Raw genomic sequence first — 21,751 nt, 5'->3', positions numbered from 1 at the left:
CGCTGAATTATGATTGAGGACTCCGCAGGTGCTGATTTTGAAAAGATGTGATCGCGTCGAATTGATCTTTTAACTGATGATATACGCTCGTATAAATAGATGTCAATTGTTGATACACGCGATAATCGTTTTCATTCACCTCGTGAGCCTTGCCTACCCCAATCCATTTGTGTGCATGTGATAAGTCATTGATCTCACCCATAGCGAGTAGACCAAGCAATGCTGCGCCAATTCCGGAGCTCTCAATAGAGTCTGGAACGGTTACGGCCGTACCGAGCATATCGGTCATCATCTGACGCCAGAACTCGGAACGAGCGAAGCCGCCGGAGGCGCGGATGACCGTAGCAGGACCCATCATCCGTTCCAACGAAGTGGCAACGGCTTGAATGGAGAACATAACGCCTTCTAAGGCGGCGCGGATCATATGCTTTTTCTGATGACTAAGCGAAAGGCCGAAGTACACGCCGCGCGCATTAGCATTCCAATACGGCGCTCTCTCACCCGATAGCAATGGCAAGAAGAGCAATCCATCAGAGCCAGCACCAACTTCAGCCGCGAGCGCCGTCAGGTGATCGTAAGGATCCATCCCCATGCGGCGAGCTTCCTCGGCTTCTGCTGTGGCAATCTGATCTCTGACCCAACGGAAAACGATGCCGCCGTTGTTGATTGGTCCTCCAACGACCCAGAAGTTTTCGGTTAACGCGTAACAGAATAACTTCCCTTCGGGGTCGGTTTGCGGTTTGTTCACGACGCTGCGAACAGCGCCGCTCGTACCGATGGTGACCGCCACGACACCTGGCTCGAAGGCACCTACGCCAAGGTTGGCAAGCACACCATCCGAAGCGCCGACAATGAACGGCGTCTCGGTGGACAAGCCCATCACAGCCGCATAATCCGCGCTTAAGCCTTCGACACGATGTGTCGTTGGAACAAGCGTGGATAGCTGCTTCGGTGTTACACCGGCATACGCTAACGCACCTGTATCCCAATCCAATTGCTCGAGATTAAATAATCCGGTCGCGCTCGCCAAGGAATAGTCAATTAGAAACTGACCGAATAATTTGGCAAACACATACTCTTTAATCCCGATAAATTTATGGGTGTTTAGGACTAGCTCAGGTTCATGCTCTCCGAACCACTTCAGCTTGAGCAGTGGCGACATGGGATGAATCGGCGTGCCGGTTCTCGCATAAATCTGTTGACCAAGCCCGCTGCACTTCAAATCCTCCGCATACTGGCTGCTGCGATTATCCGCCCATGTAATACATTGCGTAAGCGGATTATTACGCTCATCTACGGCAATGATGCTGTGCATCGCCGAGCTGAATGACACGCATAACACTTGTTCTGGCGTGACGCCCTGCTTGCGAACAACAGCGCCGATCCCCTGCACAACTGCATCGAAGATTTGTTCAGGATCCTGCTCTGCGCGATCTGCGGCAGGCGTAAATAACGGGTACTCAATGGAATGGGAAGCTAGCACGCGTCCGTCCCGGTCAATGACTAGCGTTTTGGTGCTCGTTGTACCAATATCGGCTGCAATGATATATGGCTTCTGACTCTCCGTCATTTGCAAATATTCCCCTCTGCATCGAATGATAAATCAAAAGGCTCTGATAAAATCTCAATATCCGGATGCTGACGGGCAGCTTCAAGCAGATTTACCGAAATTTCAATTTCACCGAGGTGAAGTGTATCTTGAATGCGTACAAGCTTACAGGTCGTGTAATCTAAGATATTACAAGTCTTCACTGCTGCTTTGATGGCATAGAAATCATTTTCTAACGTAGTCGCAATTTTCGTTGGAGCACAAACCGTTGACGTTAATCCGTTGGCATACGTGAACTCCAGGTTCGTCTTATCAACCAATCGTTGTGTCGTAAAATCAGCCGTACCCACACCATTCGCATTCCCTTTGGTTTCATGTGTCAAATCAAGGACAACCATCTTCGACACTTCTGGCCCGCCGTGTGCATAAGGCGTAGGATATCGTCCCGTTACGTTGGGATCCATGCCGTCGCCGCTAATATTTTTACCGATATAATCAATGACAAGAACGTCGATTTCATCAAATAAAATTTTCGGCAAACGTGACTTTGCTTCCACAAGTAGAAGCTCCTCACGCGCTTCAATTTCAGCTGCTGGCAAGACTTCAACCTGACATGTCTCGTCGTAAGCATTCTCTACAAGGGCTACGCCGAAGACGATCGGCAGCTTCTCAATCATCAAATTCGCCATCGCAGGGACATTCTCTGCCATGTATTTAAAGCCAAGCTGATGACAAGCTTCTGCACCTTTTTGTTTGCCAAGACCAATTGCGATCATCTTCATGATGCCGCTCTCAATGCGACCGCGGAATGCTGTATGCGGTTTAACGCGGTTGATCACGACAATGGCATCCGCTTCCGATGCAATGCGGTCTACATAAACCGGCAACCCATTCGGCAGTTGATCTATTTGCACAACTTCCATGGAAGAACGAATGGGAGCTCCCATCGATTCTTCAGTGATACCAAAGTGCTGAAGCACCTCCGTTTGGCCTTCTGCCGTTGCCCCGCCATGGCTGCCCATACAAGGTACGATGAAAGGATGCGCGCCTCTTGCCTTAATTGCGTCTAAGGTTGTCTTCGTGAAGCCCGCGATATTCGCGATCCCTCTGCTTCCTACTGCAACAGCGACATGCTGCCCTGGAAGGATGCTTGGCATAACGCCGCTGCTTTCCAATTTATCAGCGAGCTCCTGCAGGGGATTATCCAAGATCGAACGATCAAACTTCTGGCGAATTTTGACCATTTGTGGAATTGGAATATCTTTTAACAGCTCTCGTAGAATACTCATCGACTTCTCCCACTTTCCTTATGCATGTAATAGTTGCACGGATTCCCGAACAATTAGCTCTGTTCGCAAGAGCAATTGCTCAGTTTCATTCAATTTGTTTTCTATATTACCTAGGAGACGCAATGCGCCTTCTTTGCTAATTTGTTCAATCGGACGACGTACAGTCGTTAAGGCAGGGGTTACATATGCTGCGAAAACCGTATCATCAAAGCCAACAACGGAAATATCCTTGGGGACTTGTAAGCCGGCTTCAAACACAGCTTTAATGGCTCCCAGCGCCATCTCATCATTGCAGCAAAAAACGGCTGTCGGTCTCTCAGTAAGCTTCAGGAAACTCTGCATCGCCTTATGGCCGCTCTCCAAATCATACAATCCAGGCATGCGGTACGCAGGTGGAACCGATATGCCGTAATGCCCCATGGCCCTTTCGAAGCCATCCTTTCGATTTTGCGCGGATTTAAACCCTTTCCGACCTTCGATTAAGGCGATTTTCGTATGTCCTTGGTTTACAAGGAAAGCGCCTGCATGAAAAGCCCCCTGTTCTTCATCAGAAAGAACATTCAGAACACCTGCTGTGTCCACAGGCCGATTCAATACGACGAGCGGAATCCCTTTATTCGCAATGTGCTCAATGATCGGTTGATCGTCATCGCTTTGGCTGACGATGATGATGCCATCGAAGCTTTTCTTCGTGATGGAATGAAAGCTGGTGTAATCATCTATACCTTTGACAATCAGCTGATAACGATCTCGAATGACCGAGTTGACGCCTCGAATAGCTTCATAGAAAAAGCCAGCAGAAGTTCCATTGCTTAGTGTGGTGAAGAATAGCCCTAAGTTATACGAACGATCAAGCACCAGACTCTTTGCATTATAATTCGGCGTGTAATCCAACTCTTCAGCAATGAGGCGAATACGCTCCTTCGTCTCCTCCTGGATGAGCGGACTATTGTTCAGCGCTCTGGAAACCGTCGTGTGCGATACACCCGCCAGCTTCGCAATATCCTTAATGGTTACGCTCATGCCTTCACCTCTATCTGAAGCATATCACATCTATGCACACGTTAACAATAGTCTTTTTAAGACGCAAAAAAACTCCCTTCTCAGGGAGTCTTTCATGTACTAGGCATTGAAAAAGGCAGGTAAATACGGACGATTCTGCTCCAGCATTTCATCCATCAACGTTTTAGCGACAGACACGGATGGCACTAGCGGATGGTGAACGAGTGCCTGAAGAACAAGATCCCGACTACCCGTAACTGCCGCTTCAATCGTCAAACGCTCATAGGTTTTAACCGCGTGGATAAGCCCTTTCACATGCTCAGGGACCTTGGTTAATCCCATAGGCACGGGACCTTGACCTGTCACGACGCAGTTGACTTCGATGCAAGCATCGTTAGGCAGGAAGTCAATAATGCCATTATTGCTGACGTTCAGCGTCTGAATATCTCGTCGATCGTTGTAGAGCGAGATCATCAGATTCACCGCTGCTTCAGAATAATAAGCGCCGCCGCGTTTTTCCAGTTGCTTAGGTTTCTCTTGTAAATCTGGATTTTGATACAGCTCGAACAGCTCATCCTCTACGCGTTTCACAACTTCGGCGCGCGTCCCGTTCTCTTTCATCGACGCAAGCTGCTCCTCGAGCATAGCATCTGTCATGTAGAAGTACTTCAGATAATAGGAAGGCAGCGCTTCAAGTGAGCGCAGGAAATCTGCATCCCACTCGCTGGCGGGAACATTTTTACCGCTGTATTCTTCTCTTTTGTCCAACAGCTCACTCAATTTATCTTCGCCGTTAATCTCAGCTCTTGTTACCCAATGAAGATGATTTAAACCCACGAACTCGGTATAAATCTGATTCTGTTCTACGCTATATTTGTTCATCAGCCACTTATGCAAGCCGATTGGCGCATTACACAAGCCAATGCTTTTTACCTTCGAATGTTTATGAATCGCCTCTGTGACCATACCCGCTGGATTCGTAAAATTCAAAAGCCAAGCATTCGGGCTAAGCTCCTCAATATCTTTACAAATATCTAGGAGCACAGGAATGGTCCGGAGCGCTTTCATCATCCCGCCTGGCCCCGTCGTTTCCTGGCCAATGACTCCATATTTGTTCGGAATATGCTCATCCCACTTGCGAGCCTCCAACAAACCCACACGCATCTGTGTGCTCACAAAGTCTGCATCTTTAATCGCTTCTCGGCGATCTAGAGTAAGATAGACATCAATAGGCAAGCCTGACTTTTCGATCATACGTTTCGCCAGATTACCAACGATTTCAAGCTTATGTTTTCCCGCTTTAACATCAACAAACCAAAGCTCCTTGACAGGAAGCTGCTCATAATTATTAATGAATCCCTCTACGATTTCGGGTGTGTAGGATGAACCTCCACCAATAATTGCGATTTTCAAGGCACCTTTCATTACACTCACGTCCTATCTCTCGTTTGTTGTTATTTCTTCATAATTGGAAGCTGTCTTGAGATTGGTATAAGCTTCATGGCATAAAGCCTGTCCCTCTGCTTCCATCGCGAGCCAAACAGCGCCTACGACCGGTTCTACACTTAATTTAGCAACAGTAGCTTTAGGTGCGATCTGATGAACCGCTTGTTCAATAAATTTGTGAACATAAGGACCGTCACCTCTTGTTACCACACTTCCCGCAAGGACGACATCGAATTGTTCATCCTGCATCCCAAGCCTGGTAATCACCGCTGTGGCAGACTTGCCAAGCTCTTCCCCTTGTACCTGCAAAATACGGCAGGCGACTTCGTCCTCATGCTTCGCTGCTTCAAATAGCAGCTTCGTCAAATGCAGCGGTATCGGCTTTTCGTTGTCCATGAAGTCATTAAACATGTCTTCCACCTTGGAATAGCCAAGTTCCTTTAACACCAAATCCGTCAACAATGTCGGACGCTCACGGCCATCCCAAGCTCGAATCACTGAACGAAACGCTTCAACCGCCAATGTCCCGCCTCCACCAAAATCTCCGAACTGATATGTAAAGCCTCCGCACTGATAAAAGGTTCCTTGGCGATTCTTCCCTGCGCTATTCGTTCCGGATCCGCAAATGAGCACCACACCGAATGGCTGTGAGGTCCCAGCACGAAGTGCAATCATCGTATCGCAATCGATCTCATATTTGGAAAATCCAAGCTCTTTTATGAGCGGACGAAGAATATCATAATCGATCGGCCGATCCGCACCCGCTAATCCAAAAAAGGCAAACGTAATCTCCTCGCGCGTTAATCCCGCGGCTTGCAAAGCCATTTCGACTGAACTCATAATGTTGCTCCGCGCACGATCAACACCTAGTTGGTGATTGCCATTTCCACTATACCCTTTGCCAATCACACGGCCTTTGGCATCAGTAACAAGGGTATACGTTTTACTTCCACCGGCGTCTACGCCTAAATAATAAGTCATCTCTGATGTCTCCTTGCTGTAGATTGTCTAACCACTAGCTCTGGTATCAACTTGATCGTTTGATGGGTTTCCGTTTCACCGTCAATCCAACGCATTAATTCGTCTACGGCCGAACGTCCAAGCTCGCTAGCAGGCTGACGTACGGTTGTTAAATGCGGTCGGAACTCCGAGGCGAAAATTTGATCATCGAATCCTATGATCGAGATATCCTGCGGGATTTGGTACCCCACTGTCTTAAAAGCATCCATCAAACCAAGGGCAATGAAATCATCTGCCGCAAATACAGCAGTGGGTAGCTTCTCACTTCGGATCCAGCTATCTGCAATCTCATAGCCAGAGAATATGCTGAACTCCCCAGGTTGTATCCAGAGCTCGTGCAAGCCCGCTTCCTGCATGGCTTGAATGTACCCGCGTTCCCGCTCAGCACTACTTAAGAACGGCTGAGGACCTCGGATATGCGCGATTTCTGTATGTCCAAGCTCAATTAGATGCTTAGTTGCCTCGTAGCCGCCTTTGAAATTATCGACAATGATCGAGGAGACGGATTGATGCGTTTGCTGATTGTCGATCAATACAAATGGGATTTTCTTTTTTCTTATTTCAGCCACATAGGCCTCTTCATTTGTTGGGGAAACTACAATGAGTCCATCCACACGATCTTCTTGAAACAATGATTTCTCGAATGAAGCGAACACATCGGTTGAAATGGATAAGGCCAAAAAGTAGCCTCGTTCTGCCAAGCGGTCATTCATTTCCTTGACGACGGCATCGAAAAATGAATCATTCAGATTGGAGATGGCCACACCGATGATGCCAGTCTTGCCTCTAGCTAAGCTGCGAGCCGCCGCATTCGGCTGATAATCCAGCTCCTTCATCGCTTGCAGCACCTTCTGCCGATTGCCTTCGCGCACCGTGCCCGCTTGATTAATGACGCGGGAAACCGTAACCACAGAAAGACCACTTTTCTTCGCTACATCAAATATACTGACTTTCATAGCTTCAGCTCCTGTGAAAAATAACGAAAGTTTAAGCGCTTTAACTTTTATGAAATAATTATATCCGAAGCTTCTTGATTAAACAAGCCTCGCCCCCTCTAAAAACATAAAAGAGAGTCCCGTATAACTTGCATACAGGCTCTCTTTCATCCCAGCACACTATTCATTCTCACATCTCCAATAGCAGCATTTCTTGTCTCAATTCAATTAATTTGACCTTACTTTCCATTGCGGCTTTCGTATCCCCGGAGGAGATTGCATCTTGCAGTGTCGCTAGTTCGTAATCAAGTTCCATTCGTAAAATAGGGATGCGTTCATCCGTTCTCTTCGATCTTAGTGCTTGCATGACTTCTTCTACGGTCACAGCAGGCTCCTTCTGATACAGCACCTTATGCTCGATTCCGCTAATTTCCACCATGCGGATAATTTCTCCGAACATAATATTCTCAATGAGAATTTGCCGATCCTTAAATCTTTTAACAACAGCATGACCGCGTGTATCCCCGATCAGCTTCTCCATCATCTCAGCGAGCTTCTCATCCTTAAATGAATAATTACCAACAATCTTATACTTCTCGCCAATTCGTTCGAATTTCAGCTTAATCAGCTTCCGTCCTGTTCGAATAGAAATGATAAACTGAAGTTCACTTTCATTCCAGTACAGCGAGTAGCCTTCTTGAATGAGTGCTTTAATGAAGTTCCGGATTAGCCGGCGATCAAATCGTAACTCTAGGTTGCAATACTCCACTTCATGACTCTTACTCACGGCAATCCCCTCCATAATTGGCGCATATTCATTTATTTAAATATTCAGACAACTTGTGTTCTTACAGTTATCTTATTATGAATTCTATGTTTTAGCAACTTGGATTATGGATATTTTTTTAAAAGAAAGCGCACAAATTATAAGGCTTAGCCGTCCTTACTGGACAAGTGCTTATGTCCAGGAATATAGCGGCTTACTCCTGTGAAATCAAAAAAGCCGATGCCTGTTTGCCATCAGCTACAGCCCATGTTTTGTCCTCAAGTATGAATTTAATGCCAGCCCCAGAAAAATCCATCGCGTTCCCAAGCCGCCTTGCCGCCGTGCAATTTCTTAAAGATTTTCTTCACTTCTTTGGAAATCGCTTGATTGCCATTGTCATTGACATAAATAAAGGATTCCCCATAATGCTTAAGAATATAGTCCACGGCATCCTTTTGATACAAGATTCCCGCCGATTTCAACTCATTTAACATCCATTCTGCTACCTCGTTCGCTGTCATCTTCTAACCATTCTCCCTTCATATGCGTTCGAACATTATATCACACATCCTTGCAAATTCCGCACCCGACTAGGGACACCAGCACAATCACTGTTGAGAACGTTCTTAGCCCATGCCAATCCGACCCTAATTCCATATGCTATTTCGAAAGTCAATGAACAAGTCTTAAGAAAGAGAGGGTGAATGAAATGGGTTATGGCGTAGCAGGTGTTGGTGGTGCTGGTTGTGGCGGCGGTTATGGGTCTTCTGCAGCAGTTTTGGTGCTTTTCATCTTGTTAGTTATTATCACTAGCGCATTTGTCATCTAATACTCATCAGATATGAAAGGGCAGCCCTGAGGGCTGCCCTTTTTGTTAGCAACAAATCTAACTAATTATTCGTTGTCTTCCCCGCCTCGATGTCTTCCATGGAAGAGCTGGCAATCATGTAATCGAGCACTGCACCGCCAGCGCCCATATTCGGTGTCAGCTTCAGTGTCGAGCGGAAATAATGCCCGTTTTTAGTCAACAAATAGCTATATGTATTTTCTTCCGCCAATTTATCAATAATGATCGGGTTCCACGAGTAACTCACGGAATCCATAACAAAATACCGATATTGCTCGACATACCCTTTAATCGCCTTCAATTTCAGCGCATCCGTCTCCCCTGTTACGACCACCGACTCATAATTAGAATAGGACGTTTTCGGTGGCTGGCTTCCCCAGACATTACGCAATTCTGTTTCACTTACATAGAGTTGACCCGTGTATTTCTCTTGCGACTTACGCAAAGCATCTGTACGGACGCCCAAACGATCGAGATCCACCAAACGGTAATACGTTTGATCCGCCATATTTAAGAGAACGGGTGAAGTCGCACCTCGATACTCCATCACTTGCGCGTAGGGATATTGCATCACAATCTCCGTATAACTCGATTGATTTTGATCCGATGCTTGGCTAATGCTTACCCGCGGATTGACAAAAATGGTTTTCGTACTTTCCTGCCAATTGACAACCGCGCTTAAATAGCCGCCTAATTCTTTGACTGGCAAATAGCTCGTATTATTATAAATTAATGGCGGATTCGCAAGCTGAACGGCCTGCCCATTAACGACCACCTTAAAATCATTACGAATGTAAGCATCGACTCGCTGTAATACATCCTGAGCATATACGCCCGCTCCAAAACAAGTCCCCATTAGGGTTCCTATAATTGCAACCTTTGACCATTTCGGCATCTTCTTCATTGTAGTCCTCCTGACTTGTACCTAGCTCGTTATTCCATGCATTCGACAAATTCCTGAATTTCCCTGCTTTATACGACAAAAATCGGTCTAATGGCCTAACTTGGATGCTCCCAAGCGTGCATTCAATTGCGGGAATAGCTGAATTGCTTTAAGATTAATCCTATCTATGCTTATAAAATGGATGAACACGATGTGAAATGAGGTCCTTTCCAATGAATTTTACTGGATTTACACAGCACGATTTTGATACCTTCGCTATTGAAGGCTTAGATGGGCGTATGGCTGCCATTCGCGAACGCATTCAACCGAAATTCAAAGCGTTGGGTGACGCGTTAGCTGCCGAATTATCCGTGCAAGCCGGAACTGAAATGTTCCTTCATATTGCCAAACATTTGAGACGTAAAATTAATCCGCCCGTTGACACGTGGATGGCGATTTGTCCACATAAACGCGGCTACAAGCAAGTCCCTCACTTTCAGGTCGGCTTGTTTGATGATCGTGTTTTTATTTGGCTGGCACTTATCTATGAGCTTCCGAATAAGGGCAATATCGCGAAGACCTATATGAACAATCTAAAGCAGATTCAAGCTGAAATTCCTGCTGATTTCCTTCTTTCTTTTGACCATATGAAAAAAGATACAACCCCTGTGTCGCAGCTCGACACCGCTGGTTGGAACGACGCGCTTACCCGCTTCCGTGATGTCAAAAAAGCAGAACTGCTCATCGGTCGAAACCTTAGCTCCGATGATCCCATATTAGCTAATCCCGCTGAATTAGAGCGTTTGATTGAGCAAACGTTCGAGAAACTTCTTCCTTTGTACAAGCTCGCCGTTGACACACCATCCCTCTAAATTCAGCAAAAATTTATGTTAAATTAAGGTTATTTTCAACTAAAGCGAGGCTTTCCTGCGCAGACTAAGTGCTGTACTTCCAATAAAAAGGAAAAGGAGGCCTCGCATTCCATGGAAACAACAAAGATGAGAAAGTTGCTCATCAGTTCTATTGCACTCACCTGTATTTTGAGCGGAAGTCTTACTGCTCTCGCGCAAAATCCAGATACAGACGAGCAACCAACCGTACAGTTGCAGCAAGCTGATGAAAAAGGACAAGGTGGATATCACAAACGGAAATGGCCGATTATTGAAGAATCTGCCACCATTATTGGTGTCGACAAAGAAGTCCTGTTCAAATCCTTGAAAAGCGGTAAGAGCATCGTTGAAGTCGCAGCCGAAAAAGGTATCTCAGAAGCTGATTTAACGGCTAAGCTCCAACAATTGCGGACGACCAAGATTGAAGCGGCTGTGAAAGACGGCAAACTTACATCTGATCAAGGCGATCACATGAAGCAAAAGCTCGGTGAGCATCTGAAGTTCATTCTCAATGAGAAGAACCTGCTCGCTCACCATCCTGGACACGGCAAGCATCCTAAGTTTGGGCTAAAGCCTGACACAGAAAAGCTTGCCAAATCACTCGGCATGACGAAAGATGAACTTCGCACGCAATTGCATGCTGGTAAATCACTGGCTGAAATTGCGCAAGCAAAGGGGATTTCCAAGGATAAGCTTGTCGTATCCATTAAAGATCAATTAACCCCCTCCATCGAGAAATGGGTAGATCACAAAATGGAACCAAAAGCGAAAAAGTAACGCTTATATTTATGAGATTAGGGGCATTCTGCGGAATGCCTCATTATTTTTTCGGAAAATGAGTGATTACTCACTTATCAACCGCATAAATTTGTCGTATGATGAGCTTAGATCCAAAAATGAGTGATTACTCACTTTACTATTTCCCGAAAGAGGTGCAGGCGATGACAACAGCCACATCGATACAAGTGCAAGGGGTCAGCAAGCAATTTGGTGAAAAAATGGTATTGAAGGACATCTCCCTTACGGTGCCAAGTGCGCAAATTTTTGGACTTCTGGGTCCTTCGGGCTCAGGCAAAACAACGCTCGTGCGGATGATCGCAGGCATTGACGCCCCTACATCCGGTCAGGTGCACGTGCTCGGACAGAAGATGCCACAGCTTGCCATGCTCTCGCAAATCGGCTATATGGCACAATCAGATGCCTTATACACCGAATTGACTGCGCAGGAGAACCTGTCTTTTTTCGCAGCCTTATATGGACTGACAGGTGCCAAATGTAAGCAGCGCATTCAGGCGGTTATGGAGCTCGTTAATTTAAGCGATCATTTGAAGAAGCAAGTCAGCAACTATTCAGGAGGCATGAAGCGTCGATTGTCGCTCGCCATTTCCTTACTTCATGAGCCCAGTATCCTCATTCTCGACGAACCTACCGTAGGGATTGACCCTGTCTTGCGTAAATCGATCTGGCAGGAGCTGACGAATCTGAGCCAAAAGGGCACTACCATCCTCTTGACCACTCATGTCATGGATGAAGCAGATAAATGCCATCAACTAGGCATGATTCGTGACGGAAGCCTCACAGCGATCGGTACACCTGAGGAGCTAAAAACAGCTACCTCCTCCTCTTCAATCGAAGAAGCATTCTTAGTATACGGAGGTGCTGGAGCATGAGAATTCGCGCCATAGTCATTCGCATTCTTCGCCAATTTTTCCACGATAAACGAACACTCATGATGATGCTTGTTGCGCCTATGCTGATCTTGTTCATGATGTCACTCGTATTTAATGGCAACACCTACGTTCCGAAGCTTGGCGCCGTGAATGTTCCTGCCCCCCTTATTCAGAAGCTGCAGGATTTAAACGCGGAAGTTACGGTATACACCGCAGAAGAAGCCAAATCGGAGCTGGATAAAGTCAACCTAGACGCGGTGATCACGATGAATGGAACAACGCCGCAGTTAACACTGGAAGGCAGTGATCCGAGCAAGAACAAGGCTGTACTCTTTTTGCTGCAAAAGGCTCTTCAGAACGCCGCTCCTTCTGGCACCGCTGCAGCACTCGCGCCTACGATTACGTACTTACATGGCGCAGCTGACATGGCCGCATTTGATAATTTTGGACCAGTGCTCATTGGATTCTTTGTCTTCTTTTTCGTCTTTTTGCTTTCCGGTGTATCCTTCTTAAGAGAACGTACTGGCGGAACCTTGGAACGCTTGCTTGCGACACCTTTGCGCAGATGGGAGATCGTCGTCGGGTATATTCTTGGCTTCGGAATCTTCACAACCATACAAGCTACACTCATAGCATGGTTTGCAACTACCGTGCTCGGCCTCATGTTGGTAGGCTCCTTCTGGTATGTCCTGCTCATTACCCTGCTGCTTGCACTAGCTGCACTCTCATTAGGAACATTGATCTCTGCCTTTGCGAACAATGAATTCCAAATGATTCAATTCATTCCGCTGATCATAGTGCCACAAGTATTCTTCTCTGGCTTGTTCAGCTTGGATACGATGTCCGTTTACCTTCGTTGGATCGGTCATTTGATGCCGCTTTATTACGGAGCTGACGCCTTACGGAATATTATGATTCGCGGAGCTGGCTGGGATCGCATCTGGCTGGACGTGCTCGTGCTTGCGTCATTTACGCTCGTATTTATGGTCTTGAACATTGTGGCATTGAAGAAGCATCGTAAGATATAATGGATGGATGTCTAGGAATTAGTCAAAGAGGTGAATGCAATGTCCGAAATCGAGCCATGGTTAACTGAACTGCTGCGTCTGAACGACGAAGATGAGAAAATGACCGATAAACAGATTAAGATTGTTCAAGCGGCTGTGGAGATATTCTCTGAGAAAGGTTTTGCAGGCTCCTCTACGAGTGAGATTGCCCAGAAGGCTGGTGTTGCGGAAGGTACGATCTTTCGTCACTACAAAACGAAAAAAGAGCTGCTCCTTTCGATCGTAGCCCCAATGATGACCAAGCTCATTGCGCCATTTGCGGTGAAAGATTTTACGAAGGTACTAGAGGCGGAATATCCGGATGTTGAGCATTTCTTACGCGCCATCCTCGTCAATCGACTAGAATTTGCTCGCAAGCACTTCCCTGTGATTAAAATTTTCATGCATGAAATCCCCTTTCACAAAGAGCTGCGAGAGCAATTCAAAGAGAAGGTTGCGGATCTTGTACTGGAAAAAGCTTATAAAACGATTCGACATTTCCAGGGGCAGGGTCAAATCATTGATCTTCCTGCGCCTACCGCAATGCGACTCATCGTCTCCACCATTATGGGACTTCTCATTGCCCGTTTCCTGCTTGTTCCCGAATCGAATTGGGATGAAGAAAGAGAGATCGACGATACGATTAAGTTCATTATGTATGGATTGTCGCCGCGTTAACGTGGGTACAAAAAACAAAAAAAGCTGCACACCCCTCTCCTAACGGAGAATCGGATGTGCAGCTTTTCTTTTTACACCGCTCGCTGCTGTGCAGCAGTCTGGCGATCAACCAAAATGAAACGCTGCAGCAGCAAGATCGCAGCGAGACAGAGCACGCCGCCGATGATGAATGGCAGCGAATGCGCGATTGCGAACACCGCTCCGCCAAGGAGCGGGCCAGCGATGCGGCCCAGGCTGTCCATGGAGGAGCTGAGGCCTGTCGCGACGCCTTGTCCAACCTTCGTGCGCTGCGTTATCAGCGACGTCACACACGGTCTAATCAGCGCGTTCCCTGCGCCGAAGACCGACAAGTAAATCGCAGCGGTTACGACGCTGCTGGAATACAGCAGCAGGAAGAAGCCTGCTGCTGAGAGCAACAATCCGATGCCGATGACGAACTGTTCGGCACCTTGCTTCACCAGGCGGCGTACGACGCCGCCTTGGATTAACGCGCCAACGATGCCGCTCGCGAGGAACATCATGCCGATGTCAAACGGCGTAGCGCCGATTTTGTCCATTTGATAATACTGAAGTGTGGCTTCAAGTCCTGCTAATGTGAACGAGACGAAAAACGACAACACATACAGATACTTCGATGCACCGGCAAATGCGGTCCAGCGCGAAGGCGCTTTTTCCTTGGACGATCTGCGCTTGTCCGCCGTCAGGGATTCTTTGAGGATCGCTGCAGCAAATAGGAAGGAAGCAAACGAAAGTCCCGCAGCTACGAAGAATGGCGTGTAGGTCCCCCACTTGCTGACAATCCCGCCAACCGCAGGTCCGAAGATAAATCCTAAACCAATCGACATTCCCACCATGCCCATCCCTTTGGTGCGATTCTCAGCCGTCGTAATATCCGCTACATATGCCACTGCACAAGCAGTTGCCGCACCTGAGAATAAGCCGCCTAGAATACGGGAGACATACATGATCCAAAGCTGATCGTTCGCAAAGCCGAAAATTAGAAAGCTGACACTAAAGCCCAGTAATCCAACTAGGATAATAGGTCTACGTCCGATTCGATCCGATAAGCCTCCCCAGATCGGAGACATCAAGAAGGAAGCTGCCGAGTACACCGATAAGAGTAATGCGTTATGAAACTTCGCTCCAGCGCCATTCACGACCTCTGGCAGCACAGGGATAATAATTCCGAATCCGATAAAGATCGTCATCAGCAACAACATGATGATTCCAATCTGTTTATTCATGATGCGTTAAGCCTCCAAACCAATTCTTTTTCCTTATGGTACCATACCTTTTTTGGGGATGGAAATGAACATTTGAAGAACAAGCAGCAAGACAAGCACAGATCCACTCATCAAGAATGGCGCGTGATAGCCATACGTATCCCAAAGTTTCCCAGAAACTATCGGACCTACAATCATCCCAAGCCCTTCGATGGTAAGGAAAAAGCCCCAAACCGCTCCTCTCTTCTCAGGCGGAATCGCAGATGCGATTAGTGCATTCCACGAGGGAATGATGAAGGCGTACCCCACACCTAGCACCGCCACCAAGAGGTACAGCATGCCCATCGATTTCACGAAAGTAAACAGCAGCAAAGCGATTGCGCTTAACGTAAACCCGATGAGTAAAAAGGGGCGAATCCCCATACGATCTACCATTTTGCCCATTGGCACTAGAAAAATAACGGTTACCGCACCGCCGGCTATCAAAAACATGCTGTATTGAAAAGAAGTTAACTGTAGCACTTCTTTCGCATAGAGCGTAAGAATTGGCGTTAGAATCCCAAGCGCGAAAGTCTGTGCAAACATGGCCGGAAACATGAGCGGACTGACGGACATGGATTTGCGGACCTCGCTTAAATACGTCGATACTTTTTGCCCCCAAGACTGACCTTCTACCCGTTCCGATTTACTCGCGACCTCCGCTTCTAACCGATCACTACTCTTCCGTGGAAGCATAAGCGCGACCAGGACGACCAATGTCATACATCCAATCAGCAGCTTAAAAGCAAAAGCATAGTTATTGTCTCCGACGAAGAAATTAATCGCAACAGGACCTAGCCCCACGCCTGACAGCCACGCCATGTAAACAACACTCATAATTGTAGCTTTGCCCTCATCCCCTGCCACCTCGGTCGTTCCCGTGATCACACAGGGCCATAAAGGTGCCGTCCCGAACCCAAGCAGCGCACAACCGACAATCATCCATATATATTGGGTAGTGATCGCCATGATAATAACCGATAGGAAAGTCAATAAAACCCCTGTTAGCATCGTAAACCGATAGCCAAGGCGATCAATGATCCAACCTACAGGTGTGCGCAACACATTATCACCAATATATTGGGCTGCAAGCGTCCATCCAATAATAAAAGCAGAAGCGCCCAGCTTCGTTGTCATATACACCGGCAGAATCGTTAAAAGCAACGCGCCTTTTACAAATTCGACGACGAACATAATAATTAACAATTCCATCACAAATGGGGAAAACAACCGATTTTTCCGCCATTTTTGCATCCAAACCATGGAATTTCTCCTTTTTTGGGCCTATTTGCACATCTCTCTGTTAGTTTGACCCCAATTTGCACAAACTATTTGAAAAAATTAACTTGCATGAAATCTCTAGTTTGATATACTCATTTTGTTTGTTGCGTTCTTGCGGACAAGCAATCCACGATAGAAGGGAAGCGATAATCAGGTGGATCATACCCGTACACCCCTGTTCTCTGCATTGCTTGCGCATGCGGAAAAAAATCCAATTCAGTTTCACATTCCTGGCCATAAAAAAGGAGTCGGCATGGACCCGGAGTTTCGCGAATTTATTGGCGACAACGCCCTGTCCATCGATCTCATCAATATAGCACCGCTAGATGATCTCCATCAGCCAATGGGTGTCATTGAAGAAGCTCAGAAGCTGGCTGCGCATGCGTTTGGCGCGGATCACACGTTCTTCTCCGTGCAAGGCACGAGCGGAGCGATCATGACGATGATTATGACGGTATGTTCGGAAGGCGATAAAATTATCGTACCGCGTAACGTCCATAAATCCGTCCTCGCCGCGATTATTTTCGTTGGCGCTAAGCCTGTCTTTATTCAACCAGCACGCGATAAAAACCTAGGGATTGATCACGGCATTCCAACGCGTTCCGTTCGTCGCGCCCTAGAGAAGCATCCCGATGCGAAAGCCGTATTAGTTATCAATCCAACCTATTATGGCGTATGTACAAACCTGAAAGAGATCGTTGATCTTGTCCACAGCTACAACATGCCGGTACTTGTGGATGAAGCGCACGGAGTGCTCATTCATTTCCACGAGAAGCTGCCAATGTCCGCGATGGAAGCGGGTGCCGACATGGCTGCGACGAGTGTACATAAGCTTGGCGGCTCTATGACACAAAGCTCTGTTCTTAACGTCAAAGGAAATCGCGTGAATCCGAAACGTATTCAAACGATTATTTCCATGCTGACAACGACTTCGACTTCTTACATTTTACTCGGTTCTTTAGATACATCTCGCAGACATCTTGCACTGAATGGGCGAGACATGGCAGAACGCACGATTGAGCTAGCTCACTATGCAAGAAAACAAATTAACGAAATTCCTAACCTGTATTGCTTCGGGGAAGAAATTCTCGGGGATGAAGCTACGTATGCCTATGATCCTACCAAAATTTGCGTCCACGTGCGTAAGCTTGGTGTCACGGGCTTCGAAGTAGAGAACTGGCTGCGCGATCACTACAATATTGAAGTCGAAATGAGTGACATGTACAACATCCTCTGTCTCTTCACACCTGGTGATACGCGCGAGAACGTTGAGATATTACTTACAGCCTTGCGTGAATTATCCCACATCAATGATGATGTTGTAGAAGTGAAAGAAGTTGTGATCAAAGTGCCAGCGATTCCACAATTGACGTTGACACCGCGTGATGCTTTCTATGGAGAAACAGAAATTTTGCCATTCAAAGATTCGGCTGATCGCATCATCGCAGAGTTCATTTATGTATACCCGCCTGGGATCCCGATCTTGCTGCCTGGTGAAGTTATCACGCAAGAGCTCATCGACTATATTGTTGAGCATGTGGAAGTCGGATTGCCGGTTAAAGGGCCTGAGGATCGCAGTGTCCAACAGGTAAAAGTAATCGTGGAAACGCAGGCTATCTTCTAGTCTGTTCCACGAGGGATATATTGTAAAACCGTTTACATGATGCTATGATATGGATGATGTTTTGCGAATGAGGTGATCAAGGAATGGCTCAAAGCGCTTATATTAAATTCGTAACAGGATCTACTGTCGCATCACTTACCTTGGATGAAATCAAGGAAAAGCTGCTGCATTATCGCGATCAACTCAGCCAGACAGCCAAACAGCTCGGTTGGGAGTATGACGAAGCCGGATTCCCTTATACGATTGAGACGAAACCTGAAGGCGAAGGCAAATGGTTTTATCTCAAAGGCATCAATCCCTTATATCATACGATTGTGATAGGCGTCGGTTCTGAACCAAACCAAGAGCAGGAACGCCAGTACGTGCAATTCGTCTTACCCGAGAACTCCACACATGGTGACAAAAGCAAGGGCAACGAATTCTGCAAATATCTGGGCAAACTTCTGAAAGCTGAACTTCATCTTTTTAACGGTAGAATCATGTATTTCAATCCAAGAAAATGAATAACTACAAACAGAAACCCCCTAACAGATCACTCTGCTAGGGGGTTCTTATGTATAGCTCTTATTCTTCGCCTTCTTGAGCCACGATTTCATTGTAAATCGTTACTACACGTTCCCACTCTTCTTCATCTTCGATGTTGACAAGGAAAGCATCTTCGTCCTCTTCTTCAACACGGAAAATGACACCGTCTGCTTCAGGATCATTACGATCGAGTAATACAGCATACGCTTGCTCCTGAGATTGGAAGGTATATACCATGACCATCTCATGTTCTACACCGTTCTCGTCCGTTACGATAAAAACGTCTTCCCCTTGCGCGTCGTGATCGTGGTCACAGTCCGGGCCGTGTACATGATCATGCTTCTCATCGCTCACAGGCAGAACCTCATTTCATTAAATAATAAGTTACTTAAATATCCTATCATTTTCATAATAAGAGGTCAAACCAGTTATGCCGATTTCGGTTACTCGGATTGAATTTGCTTTTCCGACACGACAGAGTAATCGCTACTTCCACTTTGCTGCATAGCAAACTTAACTACGTAAGTGCCCGCTTCATCGAAGGAAACGCCATACAATGGAACCTTCAGCCAGAACGACTCTTTGGAATCTGAGATTGATTTCTCTACAGGTGTGATCACGTTTCTGCCACTTGGAGATACAATGGATACGCGAACGGAATTAATGCTCGTTTTCAAGTTATCTACTTGAGCGAAAACGATAAAGTCCGCTTGCTTGCCTCGCTCAACAACGCCGAAAGGGACAATCGCTGAATCTTTACGAACTTCGGTTGTAAAAAACATATGTACGTTCGGTTTGAACAAGTAAGCTGTTTTACTTGAATCATCCCATTTCAGTAATGACTGTAAGGCATCGCTCATCGCACGTAGTGGTAGCACCGTCTTGCCATCGACAATAAGCGGCGGAACATCGGAATCTCCGAATTCCTTCGTTTGATTGTTTACGACTAATCTAGCGATATTATATCCTTTATATTCCCCCCATATCGATGAGGCTACCACCGCAGCCGTACTTAAAATAAAGAACAAAACCATCAACGTAAAAATGCGCTGAACTTTCATCTCTCTTTAACCTCCAACCTAGTTAGTCATCTGTCTGCATCTTTATACTCCGATGGTTAGGAAGAGTTGCGATGAATTTATAATTTTGCGATAAAATTCAAAACACGACGAATATACGCTTCGGTTTCTATCTGAAAGGAGCCTACATGCCCTGCTTTTTGCGTAAGCCACAGCTCAAACACATCTGGATGACGGTTGTACATCTCCACACTGTTCGTATATGGAATCGCCGGATCATCCTTGCTGTGAATGAACAAAATGGGCCTAGGCGCAACACGATCGCTAGCGGCTAAAGCATCCACGGCATGAGGGTTAACCCCGATCAGCTTCGGCAAAATAAATAAAATCAGCGGTGTGAATGGAATGCGCGGAAGCTTTGACCACACCGGTAGATTTTCCTTTAAATAAGGGCTTAATTGACTAAAAGCACTATCCGTAATGACACCTGAAACATCGGTGTCTTCCGCTGCAGCCAAGATCGATGATGTGCCTCCCATTGAAAAACCGAGTAATGTGATTTTGGTTGGCTGGCTGCTCTGCGTTCTCACCCAGTCGATGGCTCCGAGGATATCCTCTTTTTCAAGCAAACCAATCGTCGTTGTCTTCCCTTCCGAAAGTCCTGAATTTCGAAAATCAAACATAAGCACATGATAGCCTGCACGTACAAGCGCTTGGGCTAATGACAAAGCAGGAAGCCCCTTCTCCAGCCGTGTTCCTGCATAACCATGCGACATGATAACCGTCATCGTATTCGCTTTCACACTTGGAGACTCCAAATACCAGCCGTCTAACATTTCTCCAGTTCGACTCGGGAATTTAACATCCCTTCGCTGCAGGTTATAATTTTCAGGTGCATCGTCCAACAGCTTCCGCTGCGGATGAGTTAATTGCCAACCGACAAACGTTGATATTCCCACTAATCCAAACATAATGAGTAACAGTGTAATAACAACGATAAGAATCCAATTCATAATGAAATCAACACCTTCTATTCAAATACTTACCTATTCCAATTTTATGGACATGATATATTGGTTGAAAGTCAGCAAGCTCCCATGTTACATTAGAAAAAGATGGATTTTGTCGAAACATGGAGGCCGCTGAATGAGTTTACAAATTCAAATGTTGGGAACCGGCAGTGCCTTTTCCAAACTGTATTACAATACAAGTGCATTAATCCGATCAACGAACTCTACTATACTCATTGATTGTGGACCGACAATACCGAAATCACTTTACGAAATTGGTATGGAGCTAGATCAAATTGACGGTATTCTCATTACACATATACACGCTGATCATGTAGGTGGACTTGAGGAAATGGCCTTTCGTTTATTCTACAATTATAACCGCAAACGCGTGAAACTTTATTTAACTGAGCCATTAGCTGCTATACTTTGGGAGAATTCCCTTAAGGGCGGTCTTTATAACCCGGATGAAAACTTCAATCATCTTCAGGATTATTTCGAAGTTGTTTTTCTAAAAGAGAACGTACCTTTCGACATTTCAACTGAACTTACGATTGAAATCATCCCAACCCTTCATATTGCCCAGAAGCTCAACTATTCGGTTTTTATCAACCATCGGATATTCTATAGCGCAGATATGCAATTTAACCGAGAATTACTCGTTAACGAGATTATACACACAAGAAATTGTCACACCATTTTTCACGATTGTCAATTGAGTGGTCCGGGTTATGTTCATACAACTTTAGACGAACTCCTCACCCTTCCAGAAGACATTCAGAAACGCATCTATTTGATGCATTACGGCGATCACATGCCGGACTTCATCGGCCAAACTGGTCATATGACATTTATTCACAAGCATGAAACGATTGAATTCTCTGATTAATCCTATATTTCCAGACCAAGCCTTGAGAATGATTATTCACGAGGCTTTTTTCGATAAATCCTCCCCTTTTTCTCTTTTTTTTTCGTGAACAGCAGGGATTTTATAACAAATATAGAACTT

The 21,751-nt window shown here is 46.1% G+C and carries 23 protein-coding genes; 9 read left to right on the top strand and 14 right to left on the bottom strand.

Translation table 11 applies throughout. The features are described 5' to 3' along the window. Nucleotides 1–7 precede the first annotated feature (7 nt). The 8 genes from gntK to AC58UX_RS18415 form a co-directional block, all read right to left on the bottom strand. The gene (gntK, locus tag AC58UX_RS18450) at nucleotides 8–1,570 is read right to left on the bottom strand and encodes a gluconokinase (protein WP_497255314.1); all 1,563 of its coding nucleotides are present in this window, start codon (nucleotides 1,568–1,570) and stop codon (nucleotides 8–10) included. Beyond that, a complete protein-coding gene (locus AC58UX_RS18445; protein ID WP_497255312.1) occupies nucleotides 1,567–2,838 on the bottom strand; it encodes a nickel pincer cofactor-dependent isomerase, group 22 in 1,272 nt (423 codons plus the stop codon). The genes gntK and AC58UX_RS18445 overlap by 4 nt, the downstream gene beginning before the upstream one ends. A gap of 18 nt (nucleotides 2,839–2,856) precedes the next feature. Beyond that, entirely contained in the window at nucleotides 2,857–3,861 is a 1,005-nt protein-coding gene (locus tag AC58UX_RS18440; RefSeq protein ID WP_497255310.1) for a LacI family DNA-binding transcriptional regulator, read from the bottom strand. Between the two features lie 99 nt (nucleotides 3,862–3,960). Beyond that, the gene (locus AC58UX_RS18435; protein WP_497255942.1) at nucleotides 3,961–5,265 is read right to left on the bottom strand and encodes a 6-phospho-beta-glucosidase; all 1,305 of its coding nucleotides are present in this window, start codon (nucleotides 5,263–5,265) and stop codon (nucleotides 3,961–3,963) included. 12 nt (nucleotides 5,266–5,277) lie between these two features. Continuing rightward, nucleotides 5,278–6,267, bottom strand: a complete 990-nt coding sequence (locus tag AC58UX_RS18430; protein ID WP_497255308.1) for an N-acetylglucosamine kinase — start codon at nucleotides 6,265–6,267, stop codon at nucleotides 5,278–5,280. Next, entirely contained in the window at nucleotides 6,264–7,262 is a 999-nt protein-coding gene (locus AC58UX_RS18425) for a LacI family DNA-binding transcriptional regulator (RefSeq protein ID WP_497255306.1), read from the bottom strand. Before AC58UX_RS18425 ends, AC58UX_RS18430 begins: the two co-directional genes overlap by 4 nt. 169 nt (nucleotides 7,263–7,431) lie before the next feature. Continuing rightward, nucleotides 7,432–8,028, bottom strand: a complete 597-nt coding sequence (locus AC58UX_RS18420) for a YkzI domain-containing protein (RefSeq protein ID WP_497255304.1) — start codon at nucleotides 8,026–8,028, stop codon at nucleotides 7,432–7,434. A gap of 269 nt (nucleotides 8,029–8,297) precedes the next feature. Continuing rightward, nucleotides 8,298–8,528 (bottom strand): DUF6953 family protein, encoded by a 231-nt coding sequence (locus tag AC58UX_RS18415; protein WP_497255302.1) that lies wholly within the window; start codon nucleotides 8,526–8,528, stop codon nucleotides 8,298–8,300. 188 nt (nucleotides 8,529–8,716) lie between these two features. Between AC58UX_RS18415 and AC58UX_RS18410 the strand changes: the two genes are divergently transcribed. Beyond that, the gene (locus AC58UX_RS18410) at nucleotides 8,717–8,836 is read left to right on the top strand and encodes a YjcZ family sporulation protein (RefSeq protein ID WP_497255300.1); all 120 of its coding nucleotides are present in this window, start codon (nucleotides 8,717–8,719) and stop codon (nucleotides 8,834–8,836) included. A gap of 61 nt (nucleotides 8,837–8,897) precedes the next feature. On the opposite strand, the gene AC58UX_RS18405 is transcribed toward AC58UX_RS18410, so the two are convergent. Further along, nucleotides 8,898–9,758, bottom strand: a complete 861-nt coding sequence (locus tag AC58UX_RS18405) for a stalk domain-containing protein (RefSeq protein WP_497255298.1) — start codon at nucleotides 9,756–9,758, stop codon at nucleotides 8,898–8,900. Between the two features lie 212 nt (nucleotides 9,759–9,970). On the opposite strand from AC58UX_RS18405, the gene AC58UX_RS18400 reads away from it, so the two are divergent. The 5 genes from AC58UX_RS18400 to AC58UX_RS18380 all read left to right on the top strand — a co-directional run bounded on the left by AC58UX_RS18400 (nucleotide 9,971) and on the right by AC58UX_RS18380 (nucleotide 14,021). Beyond that, a complete protein-coding gene (locus AC58UX_RS18400) occupies nucleotides 9,971–10,609 on the top strand; it encodes a DUF1054 domain-containing protein (RefSeq protein WP_497255296.1) in 639 nt (212 codons plus the stop codon). A gap of 111 nt (nucleotides 10,610–10,720) precedes the next feature. Continuing rightward, nucleotides 10,721–11,404, top strand: coding sequence for a hypothetical protein (locus tag AC58UX_RS18395; RefSeq protein WP_497255294.1), 684 nt, complete (start codon nucleotides 10,721–10,723; stop codon nucleotides 11,402–11,404). A gap of 164 nt (nucleotides 11,405–11,568) precedes the next feature. After that, the gene (locus AC58UX_RS18390; RefSeq protein ID WP_497255292.1) at nucleotides 11,569–12,297 is read left to right on the top strand and encodes an ABC transporter ATP-binding protein; all 729 of its coding nucleotides are present in this window, start codon (nucleotides 11,569–11,571) and stop codon (nucleotides 12,295–12,297) included. Beyond that, nucleotides 12,294–13,325 carry an ABC transporter permease gene (locus AC58UX_RS18385; RefSeq protein WP_497255290.1) on the top strand — a complete coding sequence of 344 codons (1,032 nt, stop codon included), beginning with the start codon at nucleotides 12,294–12,296 and terminating at the stop codon, nucleotides 13,323–13,325. Before AC58UX_RS18390 ends, AC58UX_RS18385 begins: the two co-directional genes overlap by 4 nt. A gap of 39 nt (nucleotides 13,326–13,364) precedes the next feature. Next, a complete protein-coding gene (locus AC58UX_RS18380; protein WP_497255288.1) occupies nucleotides 13,365–14,021 on the top strand; it encodes a TetR/AcrR family transcriptional regulator in 657 nt (218 codons plus the stop codon). 71 nt (nucleotides 14,022–14,092) lie between these two features. On the opposite strand, the gene AC58UX_RS18375 is transcribed toward AC58UX_RS18380, so the two are convergent. Both AC58UX_RS18375 and AC58UX_RS18370 read right to left on the bottom strand, forming a co-directional pair. Further along, nucleotides 14,093–15,265, bottom strand: a complete 1,173-nt coding sequence (locus AC58UX_RS18375; RefSeq protein WP_497255286.1) for an MFS transporter — start codon at nucleotides 15,263–15,265, stop codon at nucleotides 14,093–14,095. 33 nt (nucleotides 15,266–15,298) lie between these two features. Then, a complete protein-coding gene (locus AC58UX_RS18370) occupies nucleotides 15,299–16,546 on the bottom strand; it encodes an MFS transporter (RefSeq protein ID WP_497255284.1) in 1,248 nt (415 codons plus the stop codon). 172 nt (nucleotides 16,547–16,718) lie between these two features. On the opposite strand from AC58UX_RS18370, the gene AC58UX_RS18365 reads away from it, so the two are divergent. Both AC58UX_RS18365 and AC58UX_RS18360 read left to right on the top strand, forming a co-directional pair. Next, nucleotides 16,719–18,188 carry an aminotransferase class I/II-fold pyridoxal phosphate-dependent enzyme gene (locus tag AC58UX_RS18365; protein ID WP_497255282.1) on the top strand — a complete coding sequence of 490 codons (1,470 nt, stop codon included), beginning with the start codon at nucleotides 16,719–16,721 and terminating at the stop codon, nucleotides 18,186–18,188. Between the two features lie 83 nt (nucleotides 18,189–18,271). Next, entirely contained in the window at nucleotides 18,272–18,691 is a 420-nt protein-coding gene (locus AC58UX_RS18360) for a DUF1885 family protein (protein WP_497255280.1), read from the top strand. A 61-nt stretch (nucleotides 18,692–18,752) separates the two neighbouring features. Here the strand turns inward: AC58UX_RS18360 and AC58UX_RS18355 are convergent, their stop codons facing one another. The 3 genes from AC58UX_RS18355 to AC58UX_RS18345 all read right to left on the bottom strand — a co-directional run bounded on the left by AC58UX_RS18355 (nucleotide 18,753) and on the right by AC58UX_RS18345 (nucleotide 20,745). Beyond that, complete coding sequence (locus tag AC58UX_RS18355; protein WP_497255278.1) at nucleotides 18,753–19,067, bottom strand: DUF1292 domain-containing protein; 315 nt, start codon at nucleotides 19,065–19,067, stop codon at nucleotides 18,753–18,755. Nucleotides 19,068–19,156: 89 nt separating this feature from the next. Beyond that, a complete protein-coding gene (locus AC58UX_RS18350; RefSeq protein ID WP_497255276.1) occupies nucleotides 19,157–19,774 on the bottom strand; it encodes a stalk domain-containing protein in 618 nt (205 codons plus the stop codon). Between the two features lie 77 nt (nucleotides 19,775–19,851). Next, nucleotides 19,852–20,745 (bottom strand): alpha/beta hydrolase, encoded by an 894-nt coding sequence (locus tag AC58UX_RS18345; RefSeq protein WP_497255274.1) that lies wholly within the window; start codon nucleotides 20,743–20,745, stop codon nucleotides 19,852–19,854. Nucleotides 20,746–20,878: 133 nt separating this feature from the next. Between AC58UX_RS18345 and AC58UX_RS18340 the strand changes: the two genes are divergently transcribed. Next, the gene (locus AC58UX_RS18340) at nucleotides 20,879–21,631 is read left to right on the top strand and encodes an MBL fold metallo-hydrolase (protein WP_497255272.1); all 753 of its coding nucleotides are present in this window, start codon (nucleotides 20,879–20,881) and stop codon (nucleotides 21,629–21,631) included. The last annotated feature ends 120 nt before the right edge of the window (nucleotides 21,632–21,751 follow it).

This window comes from Paenibacillus sp. J22P90, from assembly GCF_059692195.1.
Note: the sequence above shows the minus strand (reverse complement) of the source record. Positions and strands in the feature narration are given on the sequence as shown.

Bases quoted from the DNA above. Each gene is read 5' to 3' on its own strand.
- gntK (WP_497255314.1), bottom strand. From the start codon at position 1,570: ATGACGGAGAGTCAGAAGCCATATATCATTGCAGCCGATATTGGTACA.
- AC58UX_RS18445 (WP_497255312.1), bottom strand. From the start codon at position 2,838: ATGAGTATTCTACGAGAGCTGTTAAAAGATATTCCAATTCCACAAATG.
- AC58UX_RS18440 (WP_497255310.1), bottom strand. From the start codon at position 3,861: ATGAGCGTAACCATTAAGGATATTGCGAAGCTGGCGGGTGTATCGCAC.
- AC58UX_RS18435 (WP_497255942.1), bottom strand. From the start codon at position 5,265: ATGAAAGGTGCCTTGAAAATCGCAATTATTGGTGGAGGTTCATCCTAC.
- AC58UX_RS18430 (WP_497255308.1), bottom strand. From the start codon at position 6,267: ATGACTTATTATTTAGGCGTAGACGCCGGTGGAAGTAAAACGTATACC.
- AC58UX_RS18425 (WP_497255306.1), bottom strand. From the start codon at position 7,262: ATGAAAGTCAGTATATTTGATGTAGCGAAGAAAAGTGGTCTTTCTGTG.
- AC58UX_RS18415 (WP_497255302.1), bottom strand. From the start codon at position 8,528: ATGACAGCGAACGAGGTAGCAGAATGGATGTTAAATGAGTTGAAATCG.
- AC58UX_RS18410 (WP_497255300.1), top strand. From the start codon at position 8,717: ATGGGTTATGGCGTAGCAGGTGTTGGTGGTGCTGGTTGTGGCGGCGGT.
- AC58UX_RS18405 (WP_497255298.1), bottom strand. From the start codon at position 9,758: ATGAAGAAGATGCCGAAATGGTCAAAGGTTGCAATTATAGGAACCCTA.
- AC58UX_RS18400 (WP_497255296.1), top strand. From the start codon at position 9,971: ATGAATTTTACTGGATTTACACAGCACGATTTTGATACCTTCGCTATT.
- AC58UX_RS18395 (WP_497255294.1), top strand. From the start codon at position 10,721: ATGGAAACAACAAAGATGAGAAAGTTGCTCATCAGTTCTATTGCACTC.
- AC58UX_RS18390 (WP_497255292.1), top strand. From the start codon at position 11,569: ATGACAACAGCCACATCGATACAAGTGCAAGGGGTCAGCAAGCAATTT.
- AC58UX_RS18385 (WP_497255290.1), top strand. From the start codon at position 12,294: ATGAGAATTCGCGCCATAGTCATTCGCATTCTTCGCCAATTTTTCCAC.
- AC58UX_RS18380 (WP_497255288.1), top strand. From the start codon at position 13,365: ATGTCCGAAATCGAGCCATGGTTAACTGAACTGCTGCGTCTGAACGAC.
- AC58UX_RS18375 (WP_497255286.1), bottom strand. From the start codon at position 15,265: ATGAATAAACAGATTGGAATCATCATGTTGTTGCTGATGACGATCTTT.
- AC58UX_RS18370 (WP_497255284.1), bottom strand. From the start codon at position 16,546: ATGGTTTGGATGCAAAAATGGCGGAAAAATCGGTTGTTTTCCCCATTT.
- AC58UX_RS18360 (WP_497255280.1), top strand. From the start codon at position 18,272: ATGGCTCAAAGCGCTTATATTAAATTCGTAACAGGATCTACTGTCGCA.
- AC58UX_RS18350 (WP_497255276.1), bottom strand. From the start codon at position 19,774: ATGAAAGTTCAGCGCATTTTTACGTTGATGGTTTTGTTCTTTATTTTA.
- AC58UX_RS18345 (WP_497255274.1), bottom strand. From the start codon at position 20,745: ATGAATTGGATTCTTATCGTTGTTATTACACTGTTACTCATTATGTTT.
- AC58UX_RS18340 (WP_497255272.1), top strand. From the start codon at position 20,879: ATGAGTTTACAAATTCAAATGTTGGGAACCGGCAGTGCCTTTTCCAAA.